Here is a 24,861-nt window from a genome sequence, read left to right on the forward strand (position 1 = left end):
ATAGATAGTCAGTTTAGTTCGTCGGCATTGCTTTCAAATTCTTGCATCCCGGATGCCGTTCTACGCAAAAGATATAATTGTTTTCAAATATACAAAACTATCTATATAAAATGAAATCACATCATCGTGCTAATTTTTATCGATATAGTAGGCATTTGCTTGTTGTAGGGGAGTGACCACGAGGTCATTGATACAAACATGCGGCGGCAACGAAGTGCAGTAGTACACTACATCTGCTACATCCTGTGCACTCAGGGAAATAAAACCGTTATACACCTCTTTGGCTTTGGCCTCATCTCCTTTGAACCGTACCAGGGAAAATTCTGTTTCTGCTGCCCCCGGGTGTACCGCTGTTACTTTAATACGATAAGGGAGCAGGTCAATGCGCATACCTTGGGAAATAGCATCTACAGCGGCTTTGGTGGCACAGTATACATTGCCTTTGGCATATACATTTTTAGCGGCTGTTGATCCTATGTTGATAATATGGCCTTTGGTGCGACTACGCATCCAGGGAATCACGGTTCGGGATACATACAATAGTCCTTTTACATTGGTATCTATCATAGCATCCCAGTCAGCGGTACTGCCTTCATCAATGGTACTCAACCCTGCTGCAAGGCCGGCATTATTGATGAGGATATCGATGTCTTGCCAGTTCTCCGGAATATTGCCCAGCACAGTTTGTACTTCCGCTTCATTTCTGACATCGAAATGCAGGGGTAATACATTAATCCCGTATTCCTGTGTAAGTTGTGTCTGTAAGGCGTCCAACCGGTCTTTCCGGCGGCCGGTAACAATCACATCAAAACCTTTTGCCGCATATGTAGAAGCGCAAGCCAGCCCAAAACCGGAAGTGGCGCCGGTAATAAGAACAATACCCATGAGTTGTAACGTTTTTATGCAATTTACTAAGGATCACGGGATCCACAGCATGTTTCGTGATACAGGCCGGCAAATAGCGTAAACAGGCTATTTTACCAGGGTCACTGTACCTTTCCGGATGACTGTACGGTTATTGATGTCCAGTCCTTCTACCACCCATACGTAGGTTCCTACGCCGGCAATCTGTCCGTTAACGGTGCCATCCCATCCTTTCAGATAGGCGGTACTGCTATAGAGCAGTTTCCCCCACCGGTCAAAGACCCGGAAGAAATTCATCTTAACAATACCTACCGGCAACGGCCGGAAAATATCATTTAAGCCATCCCCATTGGGCGAAAAAGCATTGGGGACATAGATTTCCGGCCCTACAATAAAGCGGACAAAAATATCATCGGTACCGGTACAACCTTCTTTCGTATAGGCGGTAAGGGTATAGGTAATGTCCCGGTTGACCGTGGTGATGGGATCAGCGGATTTCGGATCACTCAATCCGTCGGGAGGCGACCAGGTATAACGTACGCCCCCGCTGCCATGCAGCTGAAACGGCGTATGCAGCATGATAATGGTATCGTTGCCGGCAAAGGCATGTACCTGCGGCACTACATTTACCCAGGCAGTATCTTTCACCAGTTTGGGACAACCCAGTGTATCCGTTACCGTAACAATAAACAAAGTAGTATCAACAGGATGTGCCAGTGTCACCGGCCTGGTTGGTTCATCCACATAGTAGGCTGGCGACCACCGATAGGAAGAACCGCCTCCGGCCCGGAGGGTTAAGGGTACGCCGTAACACACAGTCGTATCCGGTGCTGCCGTAGCTTTCGGTGGGTCTACTACTTTCAGGGTAACGGTATCGGCTGTACGGCATTTACCCAATGCAGCTTCCACGGCATAGGTCTGACGTGGGGGTGTGGGCGTTACATAGGCATCGGGGTTGGTGCTGATCAGGTTGTTGGAGGGTAGTGTTGTCCAGCGGTAAGTGTACTGTCCGTCGGGCACCACATACAGGTGTATTTCATCGCCGGTACAAACGGTACTGTCGCTGAGGGTATGCACGACAATACTGTCTCTTACATCTACAAAAATGTCTTTATCATTGGTACAGCCTTCGTTGTCTGTAAAGGTGACGCGGTAGGTAGTATCTTTTTTAGGAAATACAATCGGATGGGAGGTACGGGGATGCAGGATGAAATAGTTATCGGGCGTCCAGGAATAGGTACCGGGTAAACTGCTGGTAGCCCACATATGCAGGCTGTCTTTGGCGCACAGCAGGGTGTCTTCGGTAGCACTGAAAGGCGGCTTGTCGTAAATGGTGACATTTTGCGTATCAATACGTTCGCAGCCTTTGGTAGAGCGCAGGTACATGGTCACCATATAGGTGCCGGCCTTTTTATACTGATACAGGGGATTAGGGACATTGGAGGTATCGCCGTTGCCAAAATCCCATTTCACATATTCTTTTGCCCCTACATCGATCCGCGATCGGTCGGTGAAAAGGCTGGGCTTTTGCACACACTTGCCGGTAACGATAAAGTCCGGACTGAAAAACGGATAGGCGTATACGATAGCCGTCGCACTATCGCCGCAATTACTGTTTTTATCTACATATAACTTTACATGATAAGTACCGGCTGCCGGGTAGGTATGGGAAATGGGGCCCAGACTGGTGGTACTTAGGGTAGTACCATCGCCGAAGTCCCAGAAATAAGGCTTGCCGGGGGTACTTTTGTTGATAAACTGAATGGTAAGACCAGTACACTCCGCGTATTTCTCGGGCATGGCGGCTGTCACCCGTTTTACACAGGTGGTAACATTCACATGGAAGTCTTTCCGCAACGTCCCTATTTTCACGCCATTACGGAATTCATTGACACAAACCGTTACCACATATTTACCGGCGGAAGGCGCAATTCCGGAGATGATACCGGTTTTGGCATCGATGGTTACATTGGGTCCCAATGGCTGGGATCCGCTATAAGGTGATTGATAAGACAGTAATGGATAAGGCGGATTACCGGCAGCAGGCGGAATACCTCCCTGCGGGGTGAGCTGGCCTCCTTTGTAGGCATTACAAAGTTCATAGGTCAGTTGATCGCCGTCCGGATCACTGGCCGAAAAATCGTAGGAGAATTTTCGCTCAGCACAAACCAGGGTGGCTTCTTCTTTTTTAAACACCGGGCTGGAGTTGTTGGCAGCATTGCTGTTACTGCCGGGAATTTCTATAAAATAAGTGGCCCCCGAGCCAAAGTCTCCTGGCTGATTGGGAATGGGGTCAGATATAATATTGACCATGAACGGGTCGCGACAGCAACTTTGAAAGGCAATCGTATAGCCTTCTTCGTTAAGTGGCAGCGTAATTTCGGTTTCGTATAAACCTACCTGGAAGCATACACGCGGAGGATTGACAATACAAGGGTCTACATTGTTGAGTTCTTTTACCTGGAAGTCGGTACGGTTGATGGTGTACCTGTCTTTCAGGGTATTGTCTGGTCTGTTAAAGGAAGAGAGGATAACGGCAGCAGGCATTTCTGCTATTCTGTCGCCGCTTTCACAAATGCGGTATAGCTTCAGGGAGATCCGGTAAGTATACATATTACCGGAGCTCCGGATAAATTTATAGTAGACCTGTCCGCCTATAATATGGCTGGCTTGTGCCATGAGGGAACACATCGTGCAGAGCATGATGATAATGGTCTTTTGCACCATAAGTGATTCAGAGTGTTATAGTTGACAAAATGCAATAAACTGCTGTAAAATCACCTCACTGGCCTCTTTCACCTCCCACATACCCATGTGGCCTACTTCTTCAAAGATGTGGATGCTGCTGATACGCGGCAGTGTTATTTGTGGTAACACTACTTCCGGCGGTACCGCTACGTCATCCTTCCCGATCACAAAAAGTGCGGGAACGGGCAAACTTTTTAATACGGCTGTTCTGTCCGGACGTACCATCATGGCTTCATAGTAAGCAATGAGGGTGGGCAGTGGACAGGCAGCACCCATTTTCACATACGCTTCCACAACGGCAGGATGCCCGGCTTTAAATACAGGGCTGAACATATTGGGCAGGGTTTGCCGTAAAAATGTATCCGCGCCGTATTGCTGCATCATCTTGATGGACTTGCGCCGGCCTTCTTTTTTTTCTTCACTGTCTGCGGTAGCAGTGGAGTGGAAAAGCCCCAATCCCTTCAGGAGCCCGGGATATTTCTCTGCCATGGCGAGGGCAACATAGCCTCCCATGGAATGTCCGATTACTGTGATATTTTTAATGTCTTCGGCTAACAATATCGCATACACGTACTCCGCCATGGAGTCGATACTGAGTGGGGTAGTCAGGGGTACACCGGCCGTGCCAGGTAAATCAGGGATAATCACCCGGTAATGCGACGCAAGTGCGGCAGCCTGTTCTTCCCACAGCTGGCTGTTTTCTGCAAAACCATGTATCAATACTACTACTGCGCCATTGCCGTCGTCCTGCCAGCTGTTACTGCCGTTATTGATGGATTTCCGCATGTTTTAAACCGGGAATAAAACGTGACATAAAACTATATACCAATAACAAGATACAAAATATCACCGCTCCTTTCGAAATGAGATCTCCATTTTTCACATAAAACGTAATATCCTTCCTGGGAGTTACAGTTGCTTTAATAACTGCTTCCTGCCAGTAAGGCTGCGGATGTGAAATATTGCCGGCCGGATCTACTACCGCGGAGATGCCGGTATTGGCGCTGCGGGCCACCCAGCGGCGGGTTTCGATGGCCCGGATGCGGGCATACTGCAGGTGTTGCCGGTGCCCTTCCGTATTGCCCCACCAGCCATCATTGGTGATGATTACCAGCAGGTCTGCACCGGTTTTTACCTGTGCGCCCACATAATTGCTGAATACGGATTCGTAGCAGATGGTAGGAAACACTTTTATACTGTCGCTGGTATTGGTCAGCAGGGTGGCATCCGGTGTACGGCCGTAGCTGCCCGAAATGCCGCCCATATCCATGGCTACATATTGCATGAAGGTGAGATACCGGACGTAGGGAATCAGTTCTACACCAGGCACCAGTTCATATTTGTGGTATATCTGAATGCTATTGGAAGTATCAATCTGCAGGGCACTGTTGAAGGCATCCCATTTCCGGTCACCTTCCAGGTCGCGGGCAGTGGCAGGAGCTTCTCCGGCCGGATATTCTTTCATGGTCACGCCGCCGGTAATGAGCCGGGCTTTAGGATACTTACGCAGCATCTCCCGGATGGCAATTACTTCCTGCTGGTAGTTCAGCTGGCTCTCCCAGGCTCCCCGGGGAAACAGCGCTGTTTCGGGCCATATGATGTAACGGGTATTGCTGTCGGCCTGCTGTTGGGTGAGGCGCAGGAACTTTTCCAGCTGCTGCATCGCGGTGCCGGAATTAAATTTCTCGTCATAGGGATCAATATTGGGTTGCACAATGACGATGCCTGTTTTGCGGGCCGGATTATCCGGTATGGGATGAATAAAGGCGGATAACAGTAAAGGCAGCAGTATAACCGCCAATGGCGCCAGCAGGGATTTCACTATGTGTGTAATACCCGCTGCGCCGTGTAGCCGTAATTGTTTCCAGGTATGATATACCGCTATATTAGCTGTGAGCACCCATAGGGTACCGCCGCTGGCGCCGGTAAATTCATACCATTGTATCCATCCCGGCCGGAGGGCAAAAGCATTGCCCAACACCAGCCATGGCCAGCTTAGCTCCCAGGTCTGGTGAATGAGTTCAAACGTTAACCAATATACGATCAGGGCAAAATAAGCGGCGGATTCCGGCAATTTGCGCCGGGTATTTTTATATCCCAGCCAGGGGATACTCATCAGCAGGGCATTAAAACAATTGGCAAATACGCCGCTGGCAGGTACGGTAGTATTACCTACCCACCAGGTGGAACCCACGTTCCAGGTGAGGAAAGCCAGGAAGATAAGGCCAAAGTATTGCCAGCGGTTTTGTACACGTTCCGTGAGATAAAACAACGGGGTAAGCCCGATAAAAATGAGCGGTGTCAGCGGAAGGGTGGGCCAGGCCAGCCAAAGCAACACACCGGTAAGTATACTTAATACGAATTTCATGTAGCACTACAAATTACGGATGATGTACCGGAGCGAAGATAAGCGGGGAATAGCGGAAAACAAACAACTAAGCCTGTACAAGCGGTGGGAATGGTATATAATGGCAATAACTGGCGTGTCAGAAAGCAACAACGCCCGGTATAGGAGATACCAGGCGTTGTATTATGTTTGTGTTATGACGTTATGCTTATCTGCTGTAGTTAGGTGCTTCTTTGGTGATCACTACATCGTGCGGGTGGTTTTCCCTTACGGTAGCAGAAGTGATCTTCACGAACTGTGCACCTTGCAGCGTTTTGATGTCTTTAGAACCGGTAAGACCCATACCTGCACGTAAACCGCCTACAAATTGCTGTACAATTTCAGCCAGCATACCTTTGTAGGGAACACGACCTACGATACCTTCCGGTACCAGTTTCTTGATATCATCTTCATCCTGGAAGTAACGATCTTTACTTCCTTCCTGCATGGCTTCAATAGAACCCATACCACGGTAGGATTTGAATTTACGTCCTTCGTAGATGATGGTTTCTCCGGGGCTTTCTTCCACACCGGCAAAGATGGAACCTGCCATGATACAGGAAGCGCCGGCAGCCAGTGCTTTTACCATATCACCGGTATATCGGATACCACCATCTGCAATCACCGGAATACCCAGTTTTTTCAGGGCTTCTGCGGCTTCCAGTACGGCAGACAGCTGCGGGAATCCGGCACCTGTTACGATACGGGTAGTACAGATAGAACCCGGACCTACGCCTACTTTTACGGCATCAGCGCCGGCTTGCGCCAGTGCCAGTGCGCCGTCGCCGGTAGCTACGTTACCAGCTATCACCTGCAGTTTAGGGAAGGTTTTCTTTAATTTTTTCAGGTTGTTTAATACCGCAACGGCGTGACCATGAGAGCTATCCAGGCAAACCACGTCCACTCCTACGTTGATCAGGGCCTGTGCGCGATCCAGCAGATCATTGGTGATACCCAGTGCAGCACCTACCAGTAAACGGCCGAATTCATCTTTTACCGCGTTAGGGTAGCTGGTCAGCTGCAGAATATCACGGTAAGTGATCAGGCCGGCCAGTTTACCTTGTTTATTAACAACCGGTAATTTCTCAATCTTATATTGCTGGAGAATTTTCTCTGCTTTTTTCAGATCGGTACCTTCAGGTGCAGTGATCAGCTTTTCGCTGGTCATTACGTCCTTTACCAGGCGTTTTTTATTTTTCTCAAACCGGAGATCCCTGTTGGTAAGGATGCCTACCAGTTTGGCGTTGTCATCAGTAATGGGAATACCACCGATGCCGTTTTCTTTCATGAGTCGTAACGCTTCACCGATAGTAGCGTCGGGTTTCAGTGTAACCGGATCGATGATTAATCCGCTTTCACTACGTTTAACCCGTCTTACCATTTCGGCTTGCCGTTCGATGCTCATGTTTTTGTGGAGAATACCTATTCCGCCTTCCCTCGCCAGGGAGATTGCCAGCGTGGCTTCTGTAACAGTATCCATCGCTGCAGATACCATCGGTATATTCAGCCGGATGTTTTTTGTTAATTGCGTAGAGATATTTACTTCTTTAGGCAGAACTTCAGAGTAGGCCGGTACCAGGAGCACATCATCGAATGTTAGTCCGTCAGCTACAAATTTGGGTTTAGATTTTCCCGCAGGCATGATGCAACTATTAATCAGTTAAAAAATAATTGCACGCAAATGTACACCTATTTGCCCAATAAATAAAATAATGGCTCGCAGCCTCCTGTTTTCAGCTGTTAAATAATCGTTATTGACATTTGCTTAAGCTGTAAAGTAGCTGTTAAATCAGCTCGTATACCTGTCCTGGTAAGCATCTTAGCATACTTTGCATTTCCAGATTAAACACAGCCGTAGCCACCTGACTACCGGAAAGCCGGGTTTGGAGATATAATTCATCCAGGTGCCGCTGCGATTTTTCCCGGAAAAGGGTCATAATCTCCTGTTCTGCGGCAGATAACTCCGGAAACAGTCCTGGCGCTGCCCGGGGTGCCAACGGGGCTTGTTCCTGCCACCGCATGACGTCCAGGATATCTGCTGCGCAGGTAATCAGCATGGCCTTGTTATTTTTGATCAGATAATTACAGCCGGCTGCCTGTGACTCATGTACCCGCCCCGGAATGCAGAACACATCCCGGTTGTAGCCGTTAGCTAGGTCTGCAGTAATCAATGAGCCGCCACCCAGGCCACTTTCAATCACAATGGTGGCATCGCAAAGCCCCGCTACAATGCGATTGCGCCTGGGGAAATTCTGGCGGTCCGGTTGAGTCTGACTCATATAGTCCGTCAGTAACCCGCCCTGCTCCAGCATTTGCACGGCAATCTGCTTGTGTGCCGGCGGATAAATGCGGTCCAGTCCGTGCGCCAATACCCCGATGGTAGGCAGTTGATGTAGCAGTGCCGCCTGATGGGCAATAATGTCTATACCATACGCCAAACCACTGACAAGGGTAACTCCTGCTGCTGCCAGCTCCTGTACCAGTTGCTCACAGATCATTTTGCCATATGCAGAAGGATGCCGGGTGCCCACCATGTTTACCATCCGGGAAGGATTGAGTGTTGCATTGCCTTTGAAATACAACATCGCCGGACTGTCATAGCATTGTAACAACCGTTGCGGATATGCTGGATCTGTACAGAATAAAGGCTGTATATGATATTTTTGTATAAAGCTGATTTCTTTTTCTATGGCAGTAAAATCACGGAAATGAAGGATGGCAGCAGCCCTGATAACCCCTACTGTCTCTATTCTTTCCAGCTCATATTTTTTTGCTTTAAAGATGTGGGCAGCACTGCCGAAATGTTCCAATAACTTCTTAATAATAACATCTCCGATTAATGGTATCCGTGTTAATGCAATCTGATACATTAATTCATCGGGCATAACAAACAATTTGTAATTAAATTACAATTTTCCTTCTTTACTTTTTTATCCGCAGCACGAATTATTTTTGTAACCTCAAATAGAAAATTTTATGATCAGGAAACGGTTATGGATAAGTGTATTATTGTTAGGTATGTTGGCATGTAAAACAACACAACCTGTGGTTACCCAAAATACCACTGCCCCACTGCTGCCCAAAGGGCCGGCATGGGCGGCGCTGTATCAGCAGCAATCCGGTGAATACAAGGCGTTGTGTCTGCAGGCCTATCAGCTGGCAGCATGGCGGTTAGATCAATACCTGGCACAACGGGGAAATAAACCACTGGCAGTAGTGACAGACATTGATGAAACAGTATTGGATAACAGTCCTTATTCTGTACATCAGGCATTGAGCGGAAAAACCTATGATGAAAAAAGCTGGGCAGAATGGACCGCTAAAGCCAGTGCAGATACGGTACCCGGAGCACCTGCCTTTTTTAAATATGCGGCTTCCAGAAATGTAACCGTGTTTTATATCACCAACAGAGTAGCGGCTGAAAAAGAAGCAACCCTGAAAAACCTGCAGCAGTACGGGTTCCCGAATGCTGATGCACAACACCTGTTGCTGAAAACAACTACCTCCGGTAAAGAACCACGCCGGCAGGAAGTGTTGAAACAGTATGAAATTGTGTTATTGTTTGGAGATAACCTGAGCGACTTTTCCGACATCTTCGATAAAAAGCCATATGCTGTCAGAAACGAAACGGCATTGAAGGCTGCTGCCAACTTCGGCAGCCGCTTTATTGTGCTGCCCAACCCGATGTATGGCGATTGGGAAGGCGCTTTGTATAATTATCAATATAACCTTTCCACACAACAGAAAGACTCCGTGATGCAAAGCCGGTTGAAGAATTACTGATTACTTTATTATAAGCGATAAAGCATATTGGCCCATAAACTCAGTGCAGGAGCAGCTGAGTTTACGGGCCAATGTATTTTATTACCTGCGTCAACAGGCGACGTTTTTACAAGACCGCAAATTGCCGGAAGTGGTGTTCGATATGTTTTTTATGAAACAGTAACCACTCATTATAATCCAGCAGGCCGAAAATATGATGTACGGTTTGCCGTTCGGGCAGCTGTTGAAAGTAGGTATGAAAATTATTTACTTCCTCCAGTAGTCTGTCTGCCGCTGTGGCAATATCGGCTGCCCTGGGAGGTGGTGGTATCTCGCCCTGGAGTGGGCTCGGCGTATGACGTCTTATTTCCTGATCGTTGTGCAGGAACGCTTTGTACTGGTCTATCTTTTCAGGAGGGGTTACTACCTCCTGCGGCCCCTTCGTGTTGCAGGATGCCTGTAACGCAGCGCCCAGGTGCTCCAGCATCTGTATCGCATTCATCTTTCCCCATACAGCAGGCGTATCTTCGTGTAGTCGTTCGAGATAGACCGTCAGTTGAGGAGCTGTTAAAAAATCGGTTGCCATCATATTGGTGGTTTTAATGGATAACTACATACTGATAATCCGGAATACGGTACGCCTGTTGGCAGCACGCCCATCTTCGGTATCATTGGTGGCGATTGGCTGTGTTTCTCCAAAGCCTTTCGCTGTCAGCCGGCTTGCAGCAATGCCTTTTCCAGTCAGGTATTTCACCACTGCTTTGGCCCGGTTTTCTGATAACAACAGGTTGTCTTTATCACTGCCAACATTGTCGGTATGACCAGCTATTTCAATTTTCACGGTTGGATTATCCTGTAAAAGATTCACCAGTTTATTCAGTTCTGTCAGCGATGCCGGTTTCAGGTCATAGGCCTTACTGTCGAAGAAAATATTATGCAGGATAATACTGGCATTGGCTGCCAGTGGTTGTAGTGGAATGTTTTTTTCAAACGGAATGCCTGGGTTATGTGTTTTCAGTGAGAAATTATCTGAGTAAAAAAGATACCCTTTTTTATTGACATGAAAAGCATAATCTTTCCCTACCGGCAGTGGTGCGAGGAAATCGCCGTTCTCGTTGGTACGTACGGCTGCAATGGTATAACCACCCTGCAGGTCAATCACATCAATATTAGCTGTCAGCCGGGCATGGGAAAGGGTATCATACACATAACCTTTTACATACAAAGTTTGCAGCGGCCGGGCTTCCGGATATAGTTCAAAACTATAGATATCCAGTGCGCCGCGGGTATCGGAACGATCGGAAGCAAAGTAGGCAGTTTTGCCATTGGCTTCTACGACGAGGGAGGCATCTTCATCGATGGTATTGATAGGATATCCCAGGTTGGTAGCAGGCCCCCAGCTGCCGTCCGGTTGCCGCCGGGAATAGAAAATATCCAGGCCACCATAACCCGGGTGACCATTGGATGCGAAATACAGCGTTTGCCCGTCGGCATGGATAAAAGGAGTGGTTTCCCGGCCGCCGGTGTTGATGTTGGGGCCTAACCGTTGCGGTACACTCCACTGTCCGTTTTGCTGCCGCGTAGTCACAAAAATATCCGCGCCGCTTTCCGGTGTTTCCCGGGCAAAATACAGGGTTTGGTTATCGGCAGATAAACAAGGCTGTGATTCCCAGTCGCGGGTGTTAACCGGTGCCCCCAGGTTTTTGGGAGCCGTCCAGCCGGTAGCTGTTTTTTCTGAGTAATAAAGGTCGCAGCTGCCTCTCCCTTCCGGAAATTCACAACCGGTAAATATCAGTAAGCTGCCATCCTGGGAAATATTCTGTGCGCCTTCATTGAAAGAGGAGTTCACTGGTTCGCCCATATTCTGTGCGGGTTGCCAGCCGGTGCTATCCCGATGGCTGATATAAAAATCTTCATTCCGTCCGTTTACCCGGCGGGTATAAATAAGGGTCTTACTATCGATGGTGAGCGAAGGAAAATATTCCGGGTCTTTGCTGTTGATAGGATCGCCCAGGTTTTGCGGCTGAAAGGGAACCGTATGTTGTTGTTGGACGGCAAAGGTGTAGTTGGTTTTCAGTTTTTCTGCTGCCGGATTTTTAGATTTGGCAACGGCGAGATACTGACTGATTAACTGTAACGCCCCTACGAAATTTCCGGTTCCTGCCAGTGCTTTGGAATAAGGTACCATCACGGGGCGAAGTCCGCTGCTATCCAGCTGTTTTAATTGTTCAAAGGCCCGGACAGCGGCCGCATAGTTTTTCATTTCTACATAACACAGGCCCATTTGTCCGTATGCGTCGGTGAAGCCTGGCGCAATTTTCAGGGCATCCTGCAGCCATTTGATGGCTTCCTGCGACTGATAGGTACGTACCGCATCTACTGCACGGTCAAAACTGGCTTTGGCTTTCTTTGGTGCGGTTTCATAGGTGACCGTTTGCGCGTGCACTGCTGATGCACATAAACAAGCGAATAGTAACAGCAAGGTATTTTTCATAATGAAAATTACGAATTACCTATTAACAATAACAAATTGGCCGAAAGATAAGGCAGTTGTTTGCTGCGTATATCTTCCGGCCAATCTGTTATGATCCAGGTTTTATTAAGGTACCTGTATGTACTTATGGATCTGCAAAGACAGTTCCCATTGCGGGTTGTCTTTGATGTAATCGATAATCAGGGGTGTCATTTCTGCACTGCGTTCCCATTCAGGCTGCAGGTACAGTTTACAGTGTTTGCCCGCCAGTGCTGCATATTTCTCAGCCCAGGCAAAATCAGTTTTGTTGTACACCACTACTTTCAGTTCATGCGCCGCTTTACATACTTCCGGTAAAGGTGCTTTGAACTTTTTAGGCGACAGGGTAATCCAGTCCCAGCTGCCGCTGAGCGGAGAGGAGCCGGATGTTTCCATATGGGTATGAAAACCTGCCTTATGCAGGGCTTTGGTGAGTGCGTCGAGGTTGTGTAACAAGGGCTCGCCACCGGTAATAACGGCAATACGGCCAGGGTTACGCGCTGCATCTGCCACCAGTTCCGTAATCGGTAACTGCGGGTGTTTGCTGGCGTCCCAGCTGTCTTTTACATCACACCATACGCAACCGACATCACAGCCGCCCAGTCTGATAAAATAAGCCGCCCTTCCCTGGTGAAACCCTTCTCCCTGGATGGTGTAAAAACGTTCCATCACTGGCAAGGTGGCTGTATTGATACTAATATTTGTTGTAATTGCTGACATGACTTACTTCACAAATGTCCGGTATTATACCGGCATTTCTTTTAATTCATACTTCCTTTCAGGCCGATGGCGGCGTGGTAGGTGTTTTTAAGCAAAGCAGCAATAGTCATGGGTCCTACGCCACCTGGTACCGGAGAAATGTAGCTGCACTTAGGCGCTACTTCATCAAACTTCACATCTCCTTTCAGGCGGAATCCGCTTTTCTTGCTGGCGTCTTCTACCCGGTTAATACCTACATCTACGATTACTGCGCCTTCTTTTACCATATCTGCGGTTACAAAGTCCGGTTTACCGATCGCAGCGATGATAATATCTGCCTGTTTACAAATTTCTGCCAGATTATGTGTCTGGGAGTGGGTGAGGGTAACTGTGCAGTTGCCCGGATTGGTATTGCGGCTCAGTAAGATGCTCATCGGTGTACCCACAATATGGCTGCGGCCGATTACTACGGCGTGTTTGCCCTTGGTGGGAATATTGTAATGTTCCAGCATCAGCATAATGCCGTATGGTGTGGCCGGAATGAAAGCAGGTAAACCGCTTACCATTTTACCCACATTCATCGGATGGAAACCATCCACGTCTTTGCTGGGATCTATAGTATTGATAACCAATTCTTCGCTGATATGTTTAGGCAGTGGTAACTGTACCAGGATACCATCGATATCAGGATTTTCGTTGAGCAGGATAATCTGATCCAGCAGATGCTTTTCAGAGATCTGGGCATCAAAGCGGAAGAGTGTGGAATTATACCCGCATTCAGCACATGACTTTACTTTGGATGCTACGTAGGTTTCACTTGCAGGATTGTTACCTACCAGAATGGCTGCCAGGTGAGGAACCTTTTTACCAGCGGCCTTTAACTCAGCCACCTGAGCGGCTAATTGGGCTTTTATAGCCTCAGAAACTAGTTTACCGTCTAAAATTTGCATGTGCAAAGGTAAGGAAAAAGCAGAAATCTGCCGGGAGAATTACATTACAGGGAGATGACAGGGGAAGTGGCAGGCTGGAAATACAGGAGGCGAAAGAAAAAAAGTTCACCCAAAATGTTTGATTTTGGGTGAACCCCAGCGTGTCTTTAAATGAATAAGTTGTCGCAGTTCAGCAAAACAAGTTCCCGGGAAAGGAACCTGTTTTGCTCAGGCATTGCGCCCGTCAGAACGTACGTTGTGGAAATTTATAAGGCAAAACTTTATAATAAGGTTACTCATTGTCGCGTGCAATAAGCTCACTCAGATCACATTTGATTATCCGATTTTCGGAGCAGCAGCTAAGATCTCTGCTTCTGCAGCGGATGCGTATTTCTCGAAATTGCGTACAAACTGGGTAGCCAGGTCTTTTGCCTGTGCATCGTATGCCGCTTTATCTTCCCAGGTATTGCGTGGGTCCAGAATTTCATCCGGAACACCAGGGCAGCTGGCAGGAACTTCGAAACCAAATACACTATGTGCCTGGAAGGTTGCATTAGTCAGTTCGCCATTTAAGGCAGCGGTAATCATCGCACGGGTGTAAGCCAGTTTAATACGGTTACCAATGCCATAGGCACCACCTGTCCAACCTGTGTTGATGAGCCATACGTTTACATCGTATTTACGCATTCTTTCGCCCAGCATCTGTGCATACTGCGCAGGGTGCAGCGGGAGGAAAGGTGCGCCAAAACATGCGCTGAAAGTAGATTTAGGTTCGGTGATACCAGCTTCGGTACCCGCTACTTTAGCAGTATAGCCGGAAATGAACTGGTACATCGCCTGACCTGGAGACAGCCTGGAAATTGGCGGTAATACGCCATAAGCGTCGCAGGTGAGGAAGAAGATGTTTTTAGGAATACCACCTACAGAAGGTTCCAGTGCATTGTCGATATAAGGCAACGGATAAGATACGCGGGTATTTTCCGTAATGCTTTTATCGGCGTAGTTAACGGTTTGGGTGCCCGGGAAGAAAGTAATGTTCTCCAGCAAAGCGCCTTCACGTACTGCACGGAAGATCTGTGGTTCTTTTTCTTCGGTCAGATCAATACATTTTGCATAGCATCCGCCTTCGAAATTGAATACACCGGAAGCTGTCCAGCCATGCTCATCATCACCGATCAGTTTGCGGGATGGATCAGCACTCAGCGTGGTTTTTCCGGTACCGCTCAGACCAAAGAAAATAGCTGTGTCGCCATTATCTCCCTGGTTGGCAGAGCAGTGCATGCTCAGCACATTTTTGTTGTGCGGCAGTACATAGTTGAGGATGGTGAAAATACCTTTTTTGATTTCTCCGGTATAAGCGCTACCGCCTATGATGATCACTTTTTTAGTGAAGTTTACAACGGAGAAGTTTTGCTGACGGGTACCGTCTGTAGCAGGATCAGCGAGGCAGCCGGGCGCCTGAATCACAGTCCAGTCGGTATGCATGTAGTCCAGCTCTTCTTCTGCAGGGCGGAGAAACATGTTATACGCAAACAGGCTTGACCATGGCAGCTCAGTCACCACTTTGATATTTACCCGGTAATCTTCATCAGCGCAGGCGTAGCAGTCGCGTACCCACACATCTTTACCGGAAAAATAGCTGGTGATTTTGCTATATAGACGATCAAAATTTTCCTCAGAAATGGGAATGTTAAAATCATTCCAGTTTACCGTATCGGCAGTGATCGTGTCTTTAACGATAAACTTGTCTTTAGGAGAACGGCCGGTGAAAGTGCCCGTATTCACTGCAAGGGCGCCGGTGTCTGATAATACTCCCTGTTTTCTGGCAATAGTTTGCTCTGCCAGTTTCTCAGGAGAAAGTTGATAATAAACGTTAGACGCGTTCTCTATGCCTAATTCCCGTAAGTCAGCAACAGGATTCCTTACGCTACTCATTTGCATAAAAGCAAGATTGTTTTGGTGTAAAAGCAAAACTAGGGATTTTTTGATATTGTCAAATTTTATCCGTGTTACACCACTGAAATTTAGACAATTACGGTATTGTTCCAGACAATTATTGCAATATCTTCAATATCGATCCATTTTCCTTGTAGGTTTATCAAACGCTCGGCGTGTTAATATAACATTAAGTATTTGCAATTGGGCATTAGTACGATTTTGTCATTTAAACGTGCAGATATTGACCGATTTGCCGGTTCTCAAAATTTCACCTGTCGCTAAATCCCAAAATTTACCTAGGTTTGGAACCACATTTGAAATCAAGAGATATGAAGAATTTGCCCTTAGATCCGCAGCTGTTTATAAAGAACCGTCAGCGTTTTGTGGCCAAAATGCAGCCACAGTCTATAGCTATTATCAATTCCAATGATGAATTGCCAACCAATGGCGACGCTTTACATAAGTTCAAGCAGAACTCAGACCTGTACTGGCTTACCGGTATAGATCAGGAAGATACCATGGTGATCCTTTATCCGGATAATCCAGACCCTAAATTCAGGGAAGTACTGGTACTCGTGCGCCCAAACGAACTGAAAGAGAAGTGGGACGGACATCGTTTGCGTAAAGACGAAGCGTATGCCATATCCGGTATGTCTACGGTAGTATGGCTCGATAGCCTGGATGCCGTACTCCAGCAGTGGATCAACGAAGCCCAATACATTTACCTCAACACCAACGAAAATAACCGTAAATCCAACCTGGTACCGGTAAGAGATTATCGCTATGCGGAGGAAATCAAAGCCCGCTACCCCCTGCATGAACTGCGCCGGGCAGCCGTTATTTTCAAGGAACTGCGTGCAATAAAAACACCGGAAGAAATAAAAGTAATGCAGGAAGCCATGAACATTACGGAGAAAGCTTTCCGCCGCTTGCTGACCTTCATCAAACCCGGTGTATGGGAACATGAAATTCATGCAGAAATTCTGCACGAATTCCTGCGCAACCGCTCTGCCGGTGAAGCATACGGTTCCATCATCGCCTCCGGCGATCGTGCCCGTACCCTGCACTATGTATCCAACAACCAGGAATGTAAAGATGGTGAAGTGATCCTGATGGACTTCGGGGCTGAATACGGTGGTTATAATGCTGACCTTACCCGTACCGTTCCGGTAAATGGTAAATTCACGCCACGTCAGCGCGAAATTTATGATGCATGCCTGCACCTGCATAACTACGCCAAATCTATCCTGCGTCCGGGTATTACCATCGCGAAATACCACGAAATGGTAGGTGAAGAGGCTACAAAAGCATTCATTAAACTGGGCCTGATCACCGAAGCAGACGTGAAAAACCAGGATCCTGAATCGCCTGCTTACCGCAGATATCTCTATCATGGCATCTCCCATCACCTGGGTGTGGATGTACATGACCTGGGTCCTTCCTTCCATCAGCCTATTCCTGCCGGTGCGGTAATGACCGTGGAACCTGGTATCTATATCGAAGAAGAACAAATCGGTATCCGTATCGAAAACAACATCTGGATTACAGCCGAAGGCAATGTAGACCTGATGAAAAACTTCCCGATTACGGCCGATGAGATCGAGGCGCTGATGCAATAAATCAGACGTTATACACGTAATATATTACGCATGGTGGCGATACCAACTGGTATAGTTACCATGCGTAATTTTTTTCCGATGTGGCACAGGCAGGATCTCCTGATTGTTGCATAATTCTTTATTCATAATTTTAATTCTTAAACTATCTTGCATTTTTAAATGATTTAGATGCGACAAATACCCAATATCATTACCCTATGTAATCTCTTCTGCGGCGCGCTGGCGATCATCTGTACGCTGCACGCACCCGAGTTCCGGGCAGAGTTTAACGGTGTCGATTATACGATTGTGAATCCTGAGCCGATATACTGGGCTTCTGCCCTGGTAGTACTGGCAGCTATATTCGATTTCTTCGATGGCCTGGCCGCCCGGCTGCTGCGGGTACAATCCCCCATGGGTAAAGAACTGGACTCGCTGGCAGATATGGTTACTTTTGGCGTGGTACCGGGTATGATGTTATACCGGCTGTTACGCAGTGCCTATTTTCAGCAACCGGATGTATTTGATGTATCGGTGTTTAACCTGGCGCCGGCCTTACTGGTACCCTGTTTTGCGGCTTACCGCCTGGCTAAATTCAACCTGGATACGCGTCAGTCTGAAAACTTCATCGGCGTGCCTACCCCGGCTGTAGGCTTACTGGTCGCTTCTTTCCCGTTGATCATCCTCTTCAATCCGTTTAATCTGGGGCATTGGTTCCAGCATATCTGGGTATTGTATGGTATCATTGCTGCGCTGTGTTACCTGATGGTAGCGGAATTGCCCATGATCAGCCTGAAATTTAAAAATAAAAATATCGTCGACAACTGGCCCCGGTTTTTACTGATCCTCCTCACGTTGGTAGGTATACCGGTGCTGAAGTTTGCTACCGTACCTTTTATTTTTGTTGTTTATGTGGCGCTCTCTATTGTATTTCCACCTAAAATAACGATCAGCACAAACGCATAATCAGCTGTGGGGGATCTGTTACAGGATCCGCTGCAGGTATCTCTCTTCATAAATCCGCAATTCCGAGTTCATAATTCGTAATTTTTGATGTAGGTTTGCGGCAAAATTTCTAGCACAATGACTTTTACTGCACATATCAATGTGATGCCACTGAAAGAATTATTAGATCCGCAAGGTAAAGCGGTGATGAGTGGTCTCAAGAACCTTGGCATGGGCCAGGTACAGGATGTACGGATTGGTAAACATATTACCCTGCAAGTGGAAGCAGCCAGCAAGGAAGAAGCACAGCAGATCGCTGAAAATGCCTGCCAGAAGCTTTTGGCAAACCAGGTGATGGAATCTTTTGAAGTACAAATACAATAAGATAATTACTTATTACAAATGAAGCATTACGCCTCTGTGTGTAATGCTTCGTTCGTAATACGTAATTTGTAATTATGAAACTATATCTCGTTCCTTCTCCGATCGGCAATCTGGCCGATATTACCTACCGGGCTGTAAAAGTACTGGAGGAAGCGGAGCTGATCCTGGCGGAAGACACCCGTACTTCCGGCGTATTGCTACGGCACTATCAGATCAATAAGCCGGTTACACCCTACCACCAGCATAACGAACACAAAATAGTACAGCACCTGCTGGAACAGCTGCAGGCCGGTAAAACCATGGCCATGCTCACAGATGCCGGTACCCCCGGTATTTCTGATCCCGGCTTTTTACTGGTACGCGAATGTGCCCGTGCCGGTGTGCCGGTAGAATGTTTACCCGGCGCTACCGCATTTGTACCCGCGTTGGTGAATAGCGGTATCCCTATGAACCGCTTTATCTTTGAAGGCTTTCTGCCACTGAAAAAAGGGCGTCACACCCTGTTTACCCAACTGGCCACCGAAGAACGTACGATTGTTTTTTACGAATCTCCCATGCGGTTGGTCAGAACCTTGTCCGACCTGATCCAGTATTTCGGCCCCGACCGCCCCTGTTGCGTAAGCCGGGAACTCACGAAAATGTTTGAAGAAAACAAACGGGGTACCTTACAGGAAGTACACGACTACTTTAAAGAAAAAGGCGTGAAAGGCGAAATTGTCGTAGTCGTACAGGGCGCTGCCTAAAATTTCCGAAAACACTACTGACATAAGGTTGTCAGCTGCTGATTGTTGTTTTACAGCATAAATCATATTTCATGCTATCATCAGACATCAGGCAATTACGTTTACAATCCCAGCAACTGCTCCACACCGGCTTTCAGCAACCTGCCGATATTGTTTCCTGGATGGGCGCCATGCAAGGCCAGGAATTTGGCAATAGCAAATGGGCCATCGGCACACGGCTGCCTGGTATCACCACATCGGCCGTAGAAGCAGCCATCGCCAACCGCTCCGTTATTCGCACCTGGATGCTGCGGGGAACCCTGCACCTCGTTGCCGCCAGTGATCTGCACTGGATGCTGGCATTGATAAGAGATGGTGCGAAAAGCAAGATGCGCACGGTTATTACGCAGTCCGGCCTCGATGAAGCTACCCTGAAAAAAGTCAATAAACTCTTTATAAAATTACTGGAAGGCGGTCAGCAGCTCACCCGCAAAGCACTGGCGGCAGCTATTGAAGCAAAAGGTATTGATACCTCCGGACAAAAAATGAGCCACCTGCTGTGGCAGGCTTCGTTCGATGGCATCCTTTGCCATGGCCCGCTGGAAGGTAAGCAGTTTACGTTTACCCTGCTGAAAGACTGGATACCTGCCGGAGAAACCTACAGCCGGGCGGCAGCCCTGGCTAAACTGGCATTGCGATACTTTACCAGCCATGGTCCGGCTACTGTGGCAGACTTTGCGTGGTGGTCGGGATTTGCAACAGGAGAAGCTAATGCAGCACTGGAGGCTGTTAAAAAAGACCTGGTATCCCTGCAGCTGGGCGCCGCTACTTACTGGATGGCGCCGGGAAATACCCTTGCACCGGCGGATACGACTTTATTGCTGCCGGCTTTCGACGAATATTTTATTGCCTATAAAGACCGCAGCCATAGTATAGATACGCAGCACATCGATAAGGTAATGACGGTCAATGGCATTTTCAACCCGGTGATCGTATTCAACGGAGAACTGGCGGGCACGTGGAAAAAAACGCAAAATAAAGCCGGCATAACGATTGAACTGGCACCGTTTAAGCCGTTGAAGAAGGCACAGTATAAAGCATTGGAACAGGCGGCAGCTACCTATGCTGCTTTTTCGGAGGAGAAACTGGCCGGCTTGCAGACCGGCCAATAGAAAGAATTAATAGAATACCGCTACGTCTTCCAGCGGTTTGCGGTGAATATCGGGTACCCAGCATTCTGCTGCCGGATAACCTACCGGTACCAGTAGGAACGGTTTTTCGTTTTCAGGTCTGTTTAAGATGTCCCCCAGGAAATTCATCGGACTGGGTGTATGGGTGAGGGCTACCAGTCCGGCGTTATGAATGGCTGCCAGCAGAAAACCCGCTGCAATACCGGCGCTTTCCTGTACGTAGTAGTTGTTGCGTTTACGCCCGTTTTCTTCCACTTCATAAATCCGTTTGAACATAATGATCAGCCACGGCGCAACTTCCAGGAAAGGTTTGTGCCAGTCGGTCTGTAAAGGTTTCAGGTCATCCAGCCATTCAGGCGACATGCGACTGTTGTAACTCCGGTACTCTTCTTTTTCCGCTTCTTCCCGGATTATTTTTTTAATGTCGGGTTGCTGTACGGCGCAGAAGGTCCAGGGTTGTTTATGGGCGCCGGAAGGAGCCGTGTTGGCTGTGCGTATGATATCTGCTATCACTTCCCGGGGTACCGGTGTATCCGCAAAGTCACGTACTGTTCTTCGTTTGTCCATCCACGTTAGAAAGGAGGAGGCATGTGAAATCATGCCGGGAGCGTCGTAGGTTTCATGTGAATAGCTAACAAAAGGATAGCCATCAATCATTTTTTGAGCTGACATGGGGGTGTATGTTTTACTAAAAATACGAATTACCCCTTAAAATAGTACACACTGCGGCCAGTCTGCGGGTAATTCCTGCATCGTAAAAGGTAATTCTTTATTTTAGCTGTTTAAACAAACAGAAAAGGAATGAACAACCGGGTATTAGGAAGCTGCCTGGCCATCACCATGATGGCGGGGAGCTGGTTACAACTACAGGCACAGTCCGATCGCTGGCAGCAGCGCGTGAAATACACGATGGATGTTAAGGTGGACGCGCCGGCCAATCAGTTTTCAGGTAAACAACACCTGGAGTATTACAATAACTCCCCCGATACCCTGAAAAAAGTATTTTACCATCTGTACTGGAATGCTTTTCAACCCAACAGTATGATGGATGTGCGTAGCAGGGAACTGGGAAAGATTGTGATCGGGAAAGATAAAAAAGGCAACAACCGATTGGACTGGGACAACCGTGTCCGCGACCGCATTTCCAAACTGCAACCTGATGAAATCGGCTACCAGAAAATCCGATCGCTGAAACGGGATGGTAAACCGCAGGAATTCAAGGTGGTGGAAACCATCCTGGAAGTAGTGTTGGATAAGCCGGTATTACCTAATTCAAAAGCTGTGTTTGACCTGGAGTTTGATGCCCAGGTACCTGTTCAGATCCGCCGTAGTGGCCGTAATAGCACAGAAGGTGTGGATTACTCCATGGCGCAGTGGTATCCTAAAATGTGTGAATACGATTATGAAGGATGGCACGCCACGCCATACATTGCCCGTGAATTCTACGGGGTATGGGGCGATTACGATGTAAAAATCACCATCGATAAAAAATATGTACTGGGCGGTACCGGTTACCTCCAGAATCCCAACCAGATCGGTCATGGTTATGAAGCACCGGGTACGGTGGTAAACCGGCCGGCTGGTAACAACCTGACCTGGCACTTCATTGCGCCTAATGTGCACGACTTTATGTGGGCTGCTGATCCCGACTACAAACATATCAGCCGGAAAATAGATGGCTTTACCGCGCACTTCCTGTACCTGGAAAACGAAACTACCCGTACTACCTGGCCGCAGCTGGTAAATATGATTCCGAAAGCCTACGAGTATATCAAAGCACATTATGGCCCTTATCCTTATCAGCAGTTCTCCTTTATTCAAGGAGGCGATGGTGGTATGGAATATCCGATGAGTACTTTGATCATGGGTAATGGTAAAATGGATGGATTGTATGGCGTTGCTATCCACGAGTGGATGCACAGCTGGTACCAGGGAATGATGGCTACCAATGAGAGCCTGTATCCATGGATGGACGAAGGGTTTACCACTTTCGCGCAGGATAATACCATCTATAACACCGTAGATTCACTAAAAGGTCTCAACCCGCATGAAGGTTCCTATGCCGGTTATTTTGCGTTGGCGAAAAGTCCGTTTGAAGAACCGGCTACTACACATTCCGATCATTACAATACCAATTTTGGATACAGTGTAACGGCATACTCCAAAGGCGCGGTATTCCTGGAGCAGCTGGGTTATGTGATTGGTGCGGAAAACAGGGATAATGGCCTGTTACGCTACTACAAGGAATGGCGTTTCAAACATCCGAATGTCAATGATTTCATCCGGGTAATGGAAAAGCAGAGCGGCATTGAGCTGGATTGGTACAAACAATACTTTATCAATTCCACCAAACATATCGACTACGGTATCGACAGCGTATATGCCAATGGCAATAAAACCGTGGTACGGTTACGCCGCATCGGTTATATGCCTATGCCGGTAGATTTCATGGTAACGGATAAGAATGGCAATAAAGTACTGCACTATATTCCATTGTCTATAATGTTTGGAGAGAAACCCAATGAGTATACCGGTGTGAAACGCGTGGTGGAAAATGCATGGTATTGGACCAATCCGACTTATGAAGTAGAAGTAAATGTGCCGCTGGCAGATATTCGTGAGCTGGAAATAGATCCGAGCGAACGAATGGCAGATATGGACCGGAGCAATAATAAAGCGAAGGGCTGATAAAAGCAAACAATGACGTTACACATTTCCCGAAAAGGATTTTTTAGGGAGATGTGTAACGTTTGTTGTTTAAAATATAAGTTGTTGCAGTTGATTCTGCCAGGTATGGCCCTGTAATTCCTGATCCTTTAACCGCTCCAGGTGATGTTGATTATGGTAGGCGGTAAAGTACAGCATCTCCCGTATCGTTAGTTTGCCCAGTAAAGGATGCGGCAGCCGGTATTTATCCAGGTCGTTTTCAGACCATTCCATCATTTTTTCCGACAATTTATCTTTTTGTGCCAGGAATCCCTGTACCAGGGCCGGGCGTTGGGCAGTATATACTACGCCGGGCAGATAGGCTTTGGTAGATTTACCACCGGCTGTTAATAATTGCAGGTAGTGTTCCACCAGCGTATCGTAGGAGCGGGAAGGCCGTTGACTCACCCCGAAGTACCGCAGGGTGATTTTGGGAAATCCCAGCGCGCCGCTGACCGGCCTGGCGGATTTGGTGAGGTGTTCCAGTTGCTGACCGGCCGACCACTTTCCGTATGGCGAGGCCGTAAAACGGTTGTCCGGCAAGGTATTGACAAAGTCAATGAAGTTGTCGAAACTGGTGATCAGTAAGGATTGGATCTCGTGCTGGTTCAGGTACATAGGAAATGATTTAAAGGTGCGAAAAACACAAAACCTGGCGCTTTAATCAAACTATACCCGGGCCATTGCATTCTCTTTGAAGTTACATCACATTTGGGAATCTGCCAACAACAGATGAGTATATAAAATAATTTAATCTATGCGTTCACGGGATTTTGGGTTGAAATAACGGGGGTAGTTATTTGAAATATAGGTTTTACTCCAGTACCTCACATAAAAACCCCTGTTTTTTAACAAAATCTATGATAATATCTTCCCCTACCTCTAAATCTGCGATGCGTAATACTTTGTCACAGTCTTCCAGATCTACATGACAGTCGCCTACGGGGAAGCGGGTAGCAATGGCATGGATCATTTGTTGCCGTTCCTGTGTGTTGTTGATATTGGTTTTGAATATGCCGATCATCTTGCAGAATGTTTAAAACAGGTATTAATCTTCTTTTTTAGTCGGTTTTTCCTGGTCTTCCGGTTCACAGGCATCCCATCCATTCCGGTACCAGCTATTAAATCCCCGGCCGCACCGGTTGCGGAAATGTTCTCTCATTTTTGCCTGTTCTTCCGGTGTCATATGGCTCATGCGCTCTTTGATCCGGGTTTTCCATTCCCGGTTGCGGTTCCACTTATCGCCCCAGGAGCGGTGGTGATTATGCCATCCGAATAGTAATTTGCCCAGCAGCAACAGGCCCAATGCCTGCCAGAAGGTAATAACAGGGCCATGAAACAGTTCCGGGATCAGTGCATTCCACAGGAACTGTGTAGCCAATCCTACTACTGCTATAAATAAGATCCCCAACACCAGAAATTTGGCTACTCCGCGTCCTTTGCGTCTGTTAAATTCGTTTCCCATATTTGCAATAATT

Annotated in this window: 22 protein-coding genes; 7 read left to right on the plus strand and 15 right to left on the minus strand. The window is 47.6% G+C overall.

Annotation, left to right across the window (positions count from 1 at the left end):
- Window positions 1–129: 129 nt before the first annotated feature.
- From OL444_RS07690 to dprA, 6 genes are all read right to left on the minus strand, one after another.
- Window positions 130–885, minus strand: coding sequence for an SDR family NAD(P)-dependent oxidoreductase (locus tag OL444_RS07690; RefSeq protein WP_264733807.1), 756 nt, complete (start codon window positions 883–885; stop codon window positions 130–132).
- Window positions 886–972: 87 nt separating this feature from the next.
- Window positions 973–3,591, minus strand: a complete 2,619-nt coding sequence (locus OL444_RS07695) for a PKD domain-containing protein (RefSeq protein ID WP_264733806.1) — start codon at window positions 3,589–3,591, stop codon at window positions 973–975.
- Window positions 3,592–3,606: 15 nt separating this feature from the next.
- The gene (locus tag OL444_RS07700) at window positions 3,607–4,398 is read right to left on the minus strand and encodes an alpha/beta fold hydrolase (protein ID WP_264733805.1); all 792 of its coding nucleotides are present in this window, start codon (window positions 4,396–4,398) and stop codon (window positions 3,607–3,609) included.
- Window positions 4,379–5,980: an apolipoprotein N-acyltransferase gene (lnt, locus tag OL444_RS07705; RefSeq protein WP_264733804.1), complete on the minus strand. Its 1,602-nt coding sequence runs from the start codon at window positions 5,978–5,980 to the stop codon at window positions 4,379–4,381. Before lnt ends, OL444_RS07700 begins: the two co-directional genes overlap by 20 nt.
- Before the next feature lie 187 nt (window positions 5,981–6,167).
- Complete coding sequence (gene guaB, locus OL444_RS07710; protein WP_264733803.1) at window positions 6,168–7,640, minus strand: IMP dehydrogenase; 1,473 nt, start codon at window positions 7,638–7,640, stop codon at window positions 6,168–6,170.
- A 142-nt stretch (window positions 7,641–7,782) separates the two neighbouring features.
- Window positions 7,783–8,883, minus strand: coding sequence for a DNA-processing protein DprA (gene dprA, locus OL444_RS07715; RefSeq protein WP_264733802.1), 1,101 nt, complete (start codon window positions 8,881–8,883; stop codon window positions 7,783–7,785).
- Window positions 8,884–8,974: 91 nt separating this feature from the next.
- Between dprA and OL444_RS07720 the strand changes: the two genes are divergently transcribed.
- A complete protein-coding gene (locus OL444_RS07720; protein WP_264733801.1) occupies window positions 8,975–9,781 on the plus strand; it encodes a 5'-nucleotidase, lipoprotein e(P4) family in 807 nt (268 codons plus the stop codon).
- Window positions 9,782–9,887: 106 nt separating this feature from the next.
- On the opposite strand, the gene OL444_RS07725 is transcribed toward OL444_RS07720, so the two are convergent.
- The 5 genes from OL444_RS07725 to pckA form a co-directional block, all read right to left on the minus strand.
- Window positions 9,888–10,349 (minus strand): DUF1569 domain-containing protein, encoded by a 462-nt coding sequence (locus OL444_RS07725; protein ID WP_264733800.1) that lies wholly within the window; start codon window positions 10,347–10,349, stop codon window positions 9,888–9,890.
- Between the two features lie 21 nt (window positions 10,350–10,370).
- Window positions 10,371–12,254: an OmpA family protein gene (locus tag OL444_RS07730; RefSeq protein WP_264733799.1), complete on the minus strand. Its 1,884-nt coding sequence runs from the start codon at window positions 12,252–12,254 to the stop codon at window positions 10,371–10,373.
- A gap of 105 nt (window positions 12,255–12,359) precedes the next feature.
- The gene (locus tag OL444_RS07735; RefSeq protein ID WP_264733798.1) at window positions 12,360–12,992 is read right to left on the minus strand and encodes a 7-carboxy-7-deazaguanine synthase QueE; all 633 of its coding nucleotides are present in this window, start codon (window positions 12,990–12,992) and stop codon (window positions 12,360–12,362) included.
- A gap of 41 nt (window positions 12,993–13,033) precedes the next feature.
- Window positions 13,034–13,921 carry a bifunctional methylenetetrahydrofolate dehydrogenase/methenyltetrahydrofolate cyclohydrolase FolD gene (gene folD / locus OL444_RS07740; protein ID WP_264733797.1) on the minus strand — a complete coding sequence of 296 codons (888 nt, stop codon included), beginning with the start codon at window positions 13,919–13,921 and terminating at the stop codon, window positions 13,034–13,036.
- A gap of 315 nt (window positions 13,922–14,236) precedes the next feature.
- Window positions 14,237–15,841, minus strand: coding sequence for a phosphoenolpyruvate carboxykinase (ATP) (gene pckA, locus OL444_RS07745; RefSeq protein WP_264733796.1), 1,605 nt, complete (start codon window positions 15,839–15,841; stop codon window positions 14,237–14,239).
- Between the two features lie 326 nt (window positions 15,842–16,167).
- On the opposite strand from pckA, the gene OL444_RS07750 reads away from it, so the two are divergent.
- The 5 genes from OL444_RS07750 to OL444_RS07770 all read left to right on the plus strand — a co-directional run bounded on the left by OL444_RS07750 (window position 16,168) and on the right by OL444_RS07770 (window position 20,659).
- The gene (locus OL444_RS07750; protein ID WP_264733794.1) at window positions 16,168–17,457 is read left to right on the plus strand and encodes an aminopeptidase P N-terminal domain-containing protein; all 1,290 of its coding nucleotides are present in this window, start codon (window positions 16,168–16,170) and stop codon (window positions 17,455–17,457) included.
- A 168-nt stretch (window positions 17,458–17,625) separates the two neighbouring features.
- On the plus strand, window positions 17,626–18,402 hold the full coding sequence (locus OL444_RS07755; RefSeq protein ID WP_264733793.1) for a CDP-alcohol phosphatidyltransferase family protein: 777 nt from the start codon (window positions 17,626–17,628) through the stop codon (window positions 18,400–18,402).
- 117 nt (window positions 18,403–18,519) lie between these two features.
- Window positions 18,520–18,765 (plus strand): phosphoribosylformylglycinamidine synthase subunit PurS, encoded by a 246-nt coding sequence (gene purS / locus OL444_RS07760; protein ID WP_264733792.1) that lies wholly within the window; start codon window positions 18,520–18,522, stop codon window positions 18,763–18,765.
- Between the two features lie 74 nt (window positions 18,766–18,839).
- The gene (gene rsmI / locus OL444_RS07765) at window positions 18,840–19,508 is read left to right on the plus strand and encodes a 16S rRNA (cytidine(1402)-2'-O)-methyltransferase (protein ID WP_264733791.1); all 669 of its coding nucleotides are present in this window, start codon (window positions 18,840–18,842) and stop codon (window positions 19,506–19,508) included.
- A 71-nt stretch (window positions 19,509–19,579) separates the two neighbouring features.
- Window positions 19,580–20,659, plus strand: a complete 1,080-nt coding sequence (locus OL444_RS07770) for a winged helix DNA-binding domain-containing protein (RefSeq protein ID WP_264733790.1) — start codon at window positions 19,580–19,582, stop codon at window positions 20,657–20,659.
- Window positions 20,660–20,665: 6 nt separating this feature from the next.
- Here the strand turns inward: OL444_RS07770 and OL444_RS07775 are convergent, their stop codons facing one another.
- On the minus strand, window positions 20,666–21,349 hold the full coding sequence (locus tag OL444_RS07775) for a nitroreductase family protein (protein WP_264733789.1): 684 nt from the start codon (window positions 21,347–21,349) through the stop codon (window positions 20,666–20,668).
- A 129-nt stretch (window positions 21,350–21,478) separates the two neighbouring features.
- Between OL444_RS07775 and OL444_RS07780 the strand changes: the two genes are divergently transcribed.
- On the plus strand, window positions 21,479–23,365 hold the full coding sequence (locus OL444_RS07780; protein ID WP_264733788.1) for a M1 family metallopeptidase: 1,887 nt from the start codon (window positions 21,479–21,481) through the stop codon (window positions 23,363–23,365).
- 69 nt (window positions 23,366–23,434) lie between these two features.
- On the opposite strand, the gene OL444_RS07785 is transcribed toward OL444_RS07780, so the two are convergent.
- The 3 genes from OL444_RS07785 to OL444_RS07795 all read right to left on the minus strand — a co-directional run bounded on the left by OL444_RS07785 (window position 23,435) and on the right by OL444_RS07795 (window position 24,848).
- Complete coding sequence (locus OL444_RS07785) at window positions 23,435–24,001, minus strand: DinB family protein (RefSeq protein WP_264733787.1); 567 nt, start codon at window positions 23,999–24,001, stop codon at window positions 23,435–23,437.
- Between the two features lie 196 nt (window positions 24,002–24,197).
- On the minus strand, window positions 24,198–24,407 hold the full coding sequence (locus OL444_RS07790; RefSeq protein ID WP_264733786.1) for a hypothetical protein: 210 nt from the start codon (window positions 24,405–24,407) through the stop codon (window positions 24,198–24,200).
- A 24-nt stretch (window positions 24,408–24,431) separates the two neighbouring features.
- Window positions 24,432–24,848 carry a hypothetical protein gene (locus OL444_RS07795; protein WP_264733785.1) on the minus strand — a complete coding sequence of 139 codons (417 nt, stop codon included), beginning with the start codon at window positions 24,846–24,848 and terminating at the stop codon, window positions 24,432–24,434.
- Window positions 24,849–24,861: the final 13 nt, after the last annotated feature.

Origin of the sequence: Chitinophaga nivalis (assembly GCF_025989125.1) — a bacterium.
In the GTDB taxonomy this organism is placed as follows: domain Bacteria; phylum Bacteroidota; class Bacteroidia; order Chitinophagales; family Chitinophagaceae; genus Chitinophaga; species Chitinophaga nivalis.

Coding starts and splice junctions, on each gene's coding strand:
- OL444_RS07690 (WP_264733807.1), bottom strand. CDS start 885: ATGGGTATTGTTCTTATTACCGGCGCCACTTCCGGTTTTGGGCTGGCT.
- OL444_RS07695 (WP_264733806.1), bottom strand. CDS start 3,591: ATGGTGCAAAAGACCATTATCATCATGCTCTGCACGATGTGTTCCCTC.
- OL444_RS07700 (WP_264733805.1), bottom strand. CDS start 4,398: ATGCGGAAATCCATCAATAACGGCAGTAACAGCTGGCAGGACGACGGC.
- lnt (WP_264733804.1), bottom strand. CDS start 5,980: ATGAAATTCGTATTAAGTATACTTACCGGTGTGTTGCTTTGGCTGGCC.
- guaB (WP_264733803.1), bottom strand. CDS start 7,640: ATGCCTGCGGGAAAATCTAAACCCAAATTTGTAGCTGACGGACTAACA.
- dprA (WP_264733802.1), bottom strand. CDS start 8,883: ATGCCCGATGAATTAATGTATCAGATTGCATTAACACGGATACCATTA.
- OL444_RS07720 (WP_264733801.1), top strand. CDS start 8,975: ATGATCAGGAAACGGTTATGGATAAGTGTATTATTGTTAGGTATGTTG.
- OL444_RS07725 (WP_264733800.1), bottom strand. CDS start 10,349: ATGATGGCAACCGATTTTTTAACAGCTCCTCAACTGACGGTCTATCTC.
- OL444_RS07730 (WP_264733799.1), bottom strand. CDS start 12,254: ATGAAAAATACCTTGCTGTTACTATTCGCTTGTTTATGTGCATCAGCA.
- OL444_RS07735 (WP_264733798.1), bottom strand. CDS start 12,992: ATGTCAGCAATTACAACAAATATTAGTATCAATACAGCCACCTTGCCA.
- folD (WP_264733797.1), bottom strand. CDS start 13,921: ATGCAAATTTTAGACGGTAAACTAGTTTCTGAGGCTATAAAAGCCCAA.
- pckA (WP_264733796.1), bottom strand. CDS start 15,841: ATGCAAATGAGTAGCGTAAGGAATCCTGTTGCTGACTTACGGGAATTA.
- OL444_RS07750 (WP_264733794.1), top strand. CDS start 16,168: ATGAAGAATTTGCCCTTAGATCCGCAGCTGTTTATAAAGAACCGTCAG.
- OL444_RS07755 (WP_264733793.1), top strand. CDS start 17,626: ATGCGACAAATACCCAATATCATTACCCTATGTAATCTCTTCTGCGGC.
- purS (WP_264733792.1), top strand. CDS start 18,520: ATGACTTTTACTGCACATATCAATGTGATGCCACTGAAAGAATTATTA.
- rsmI (WP_264733791.1), top strand. CDS start 18,840: ATGAAACTATATCTCGTTCCTTCTCCGATCGGCAATCTGGCCGATATT.
- OL444_RS07770 (WP_264733790.1), top strand. CDS start 19,580: ATGCTATCATCAGACATCAGGCAATTACGTTTACAATCCCAGCAACTG.
- OL444_RS07775 (WP_264733789.1), bottom strand. CDS start 21,349: ATGTCAGCTCAAAAAATGATTGATGGCTATCCTTTTGTTAGCTATTCA.
- OL444_RS07780 (WP_264733788.1), top strand. CDS start 21,479: ATGAACAACCGGGTATTAGGAAGCTGCCTGGCCATCACCATGATGGCG.
- OL444_RS07785 (WP_264733787.1), bottom strand. CDS start 24,001: ATGTACCTGAACCAGCACGAGATCCAATCCTTACTGATCACCAGTTTC.
- OL444_RS07790 (WP_264733786.1), bottom strand. CDS start 24,407: ATGATCGGCATATTCAAAACCAATATCAACAACACACAGGAACGGCAA.
- OL444_RS07795 (WP_264733785.1), bottom strand. CDS start 24,848: ATGGGAAACGAATTTAACAGACGCAAAGGACGCGGAGTAGCCAAATTT.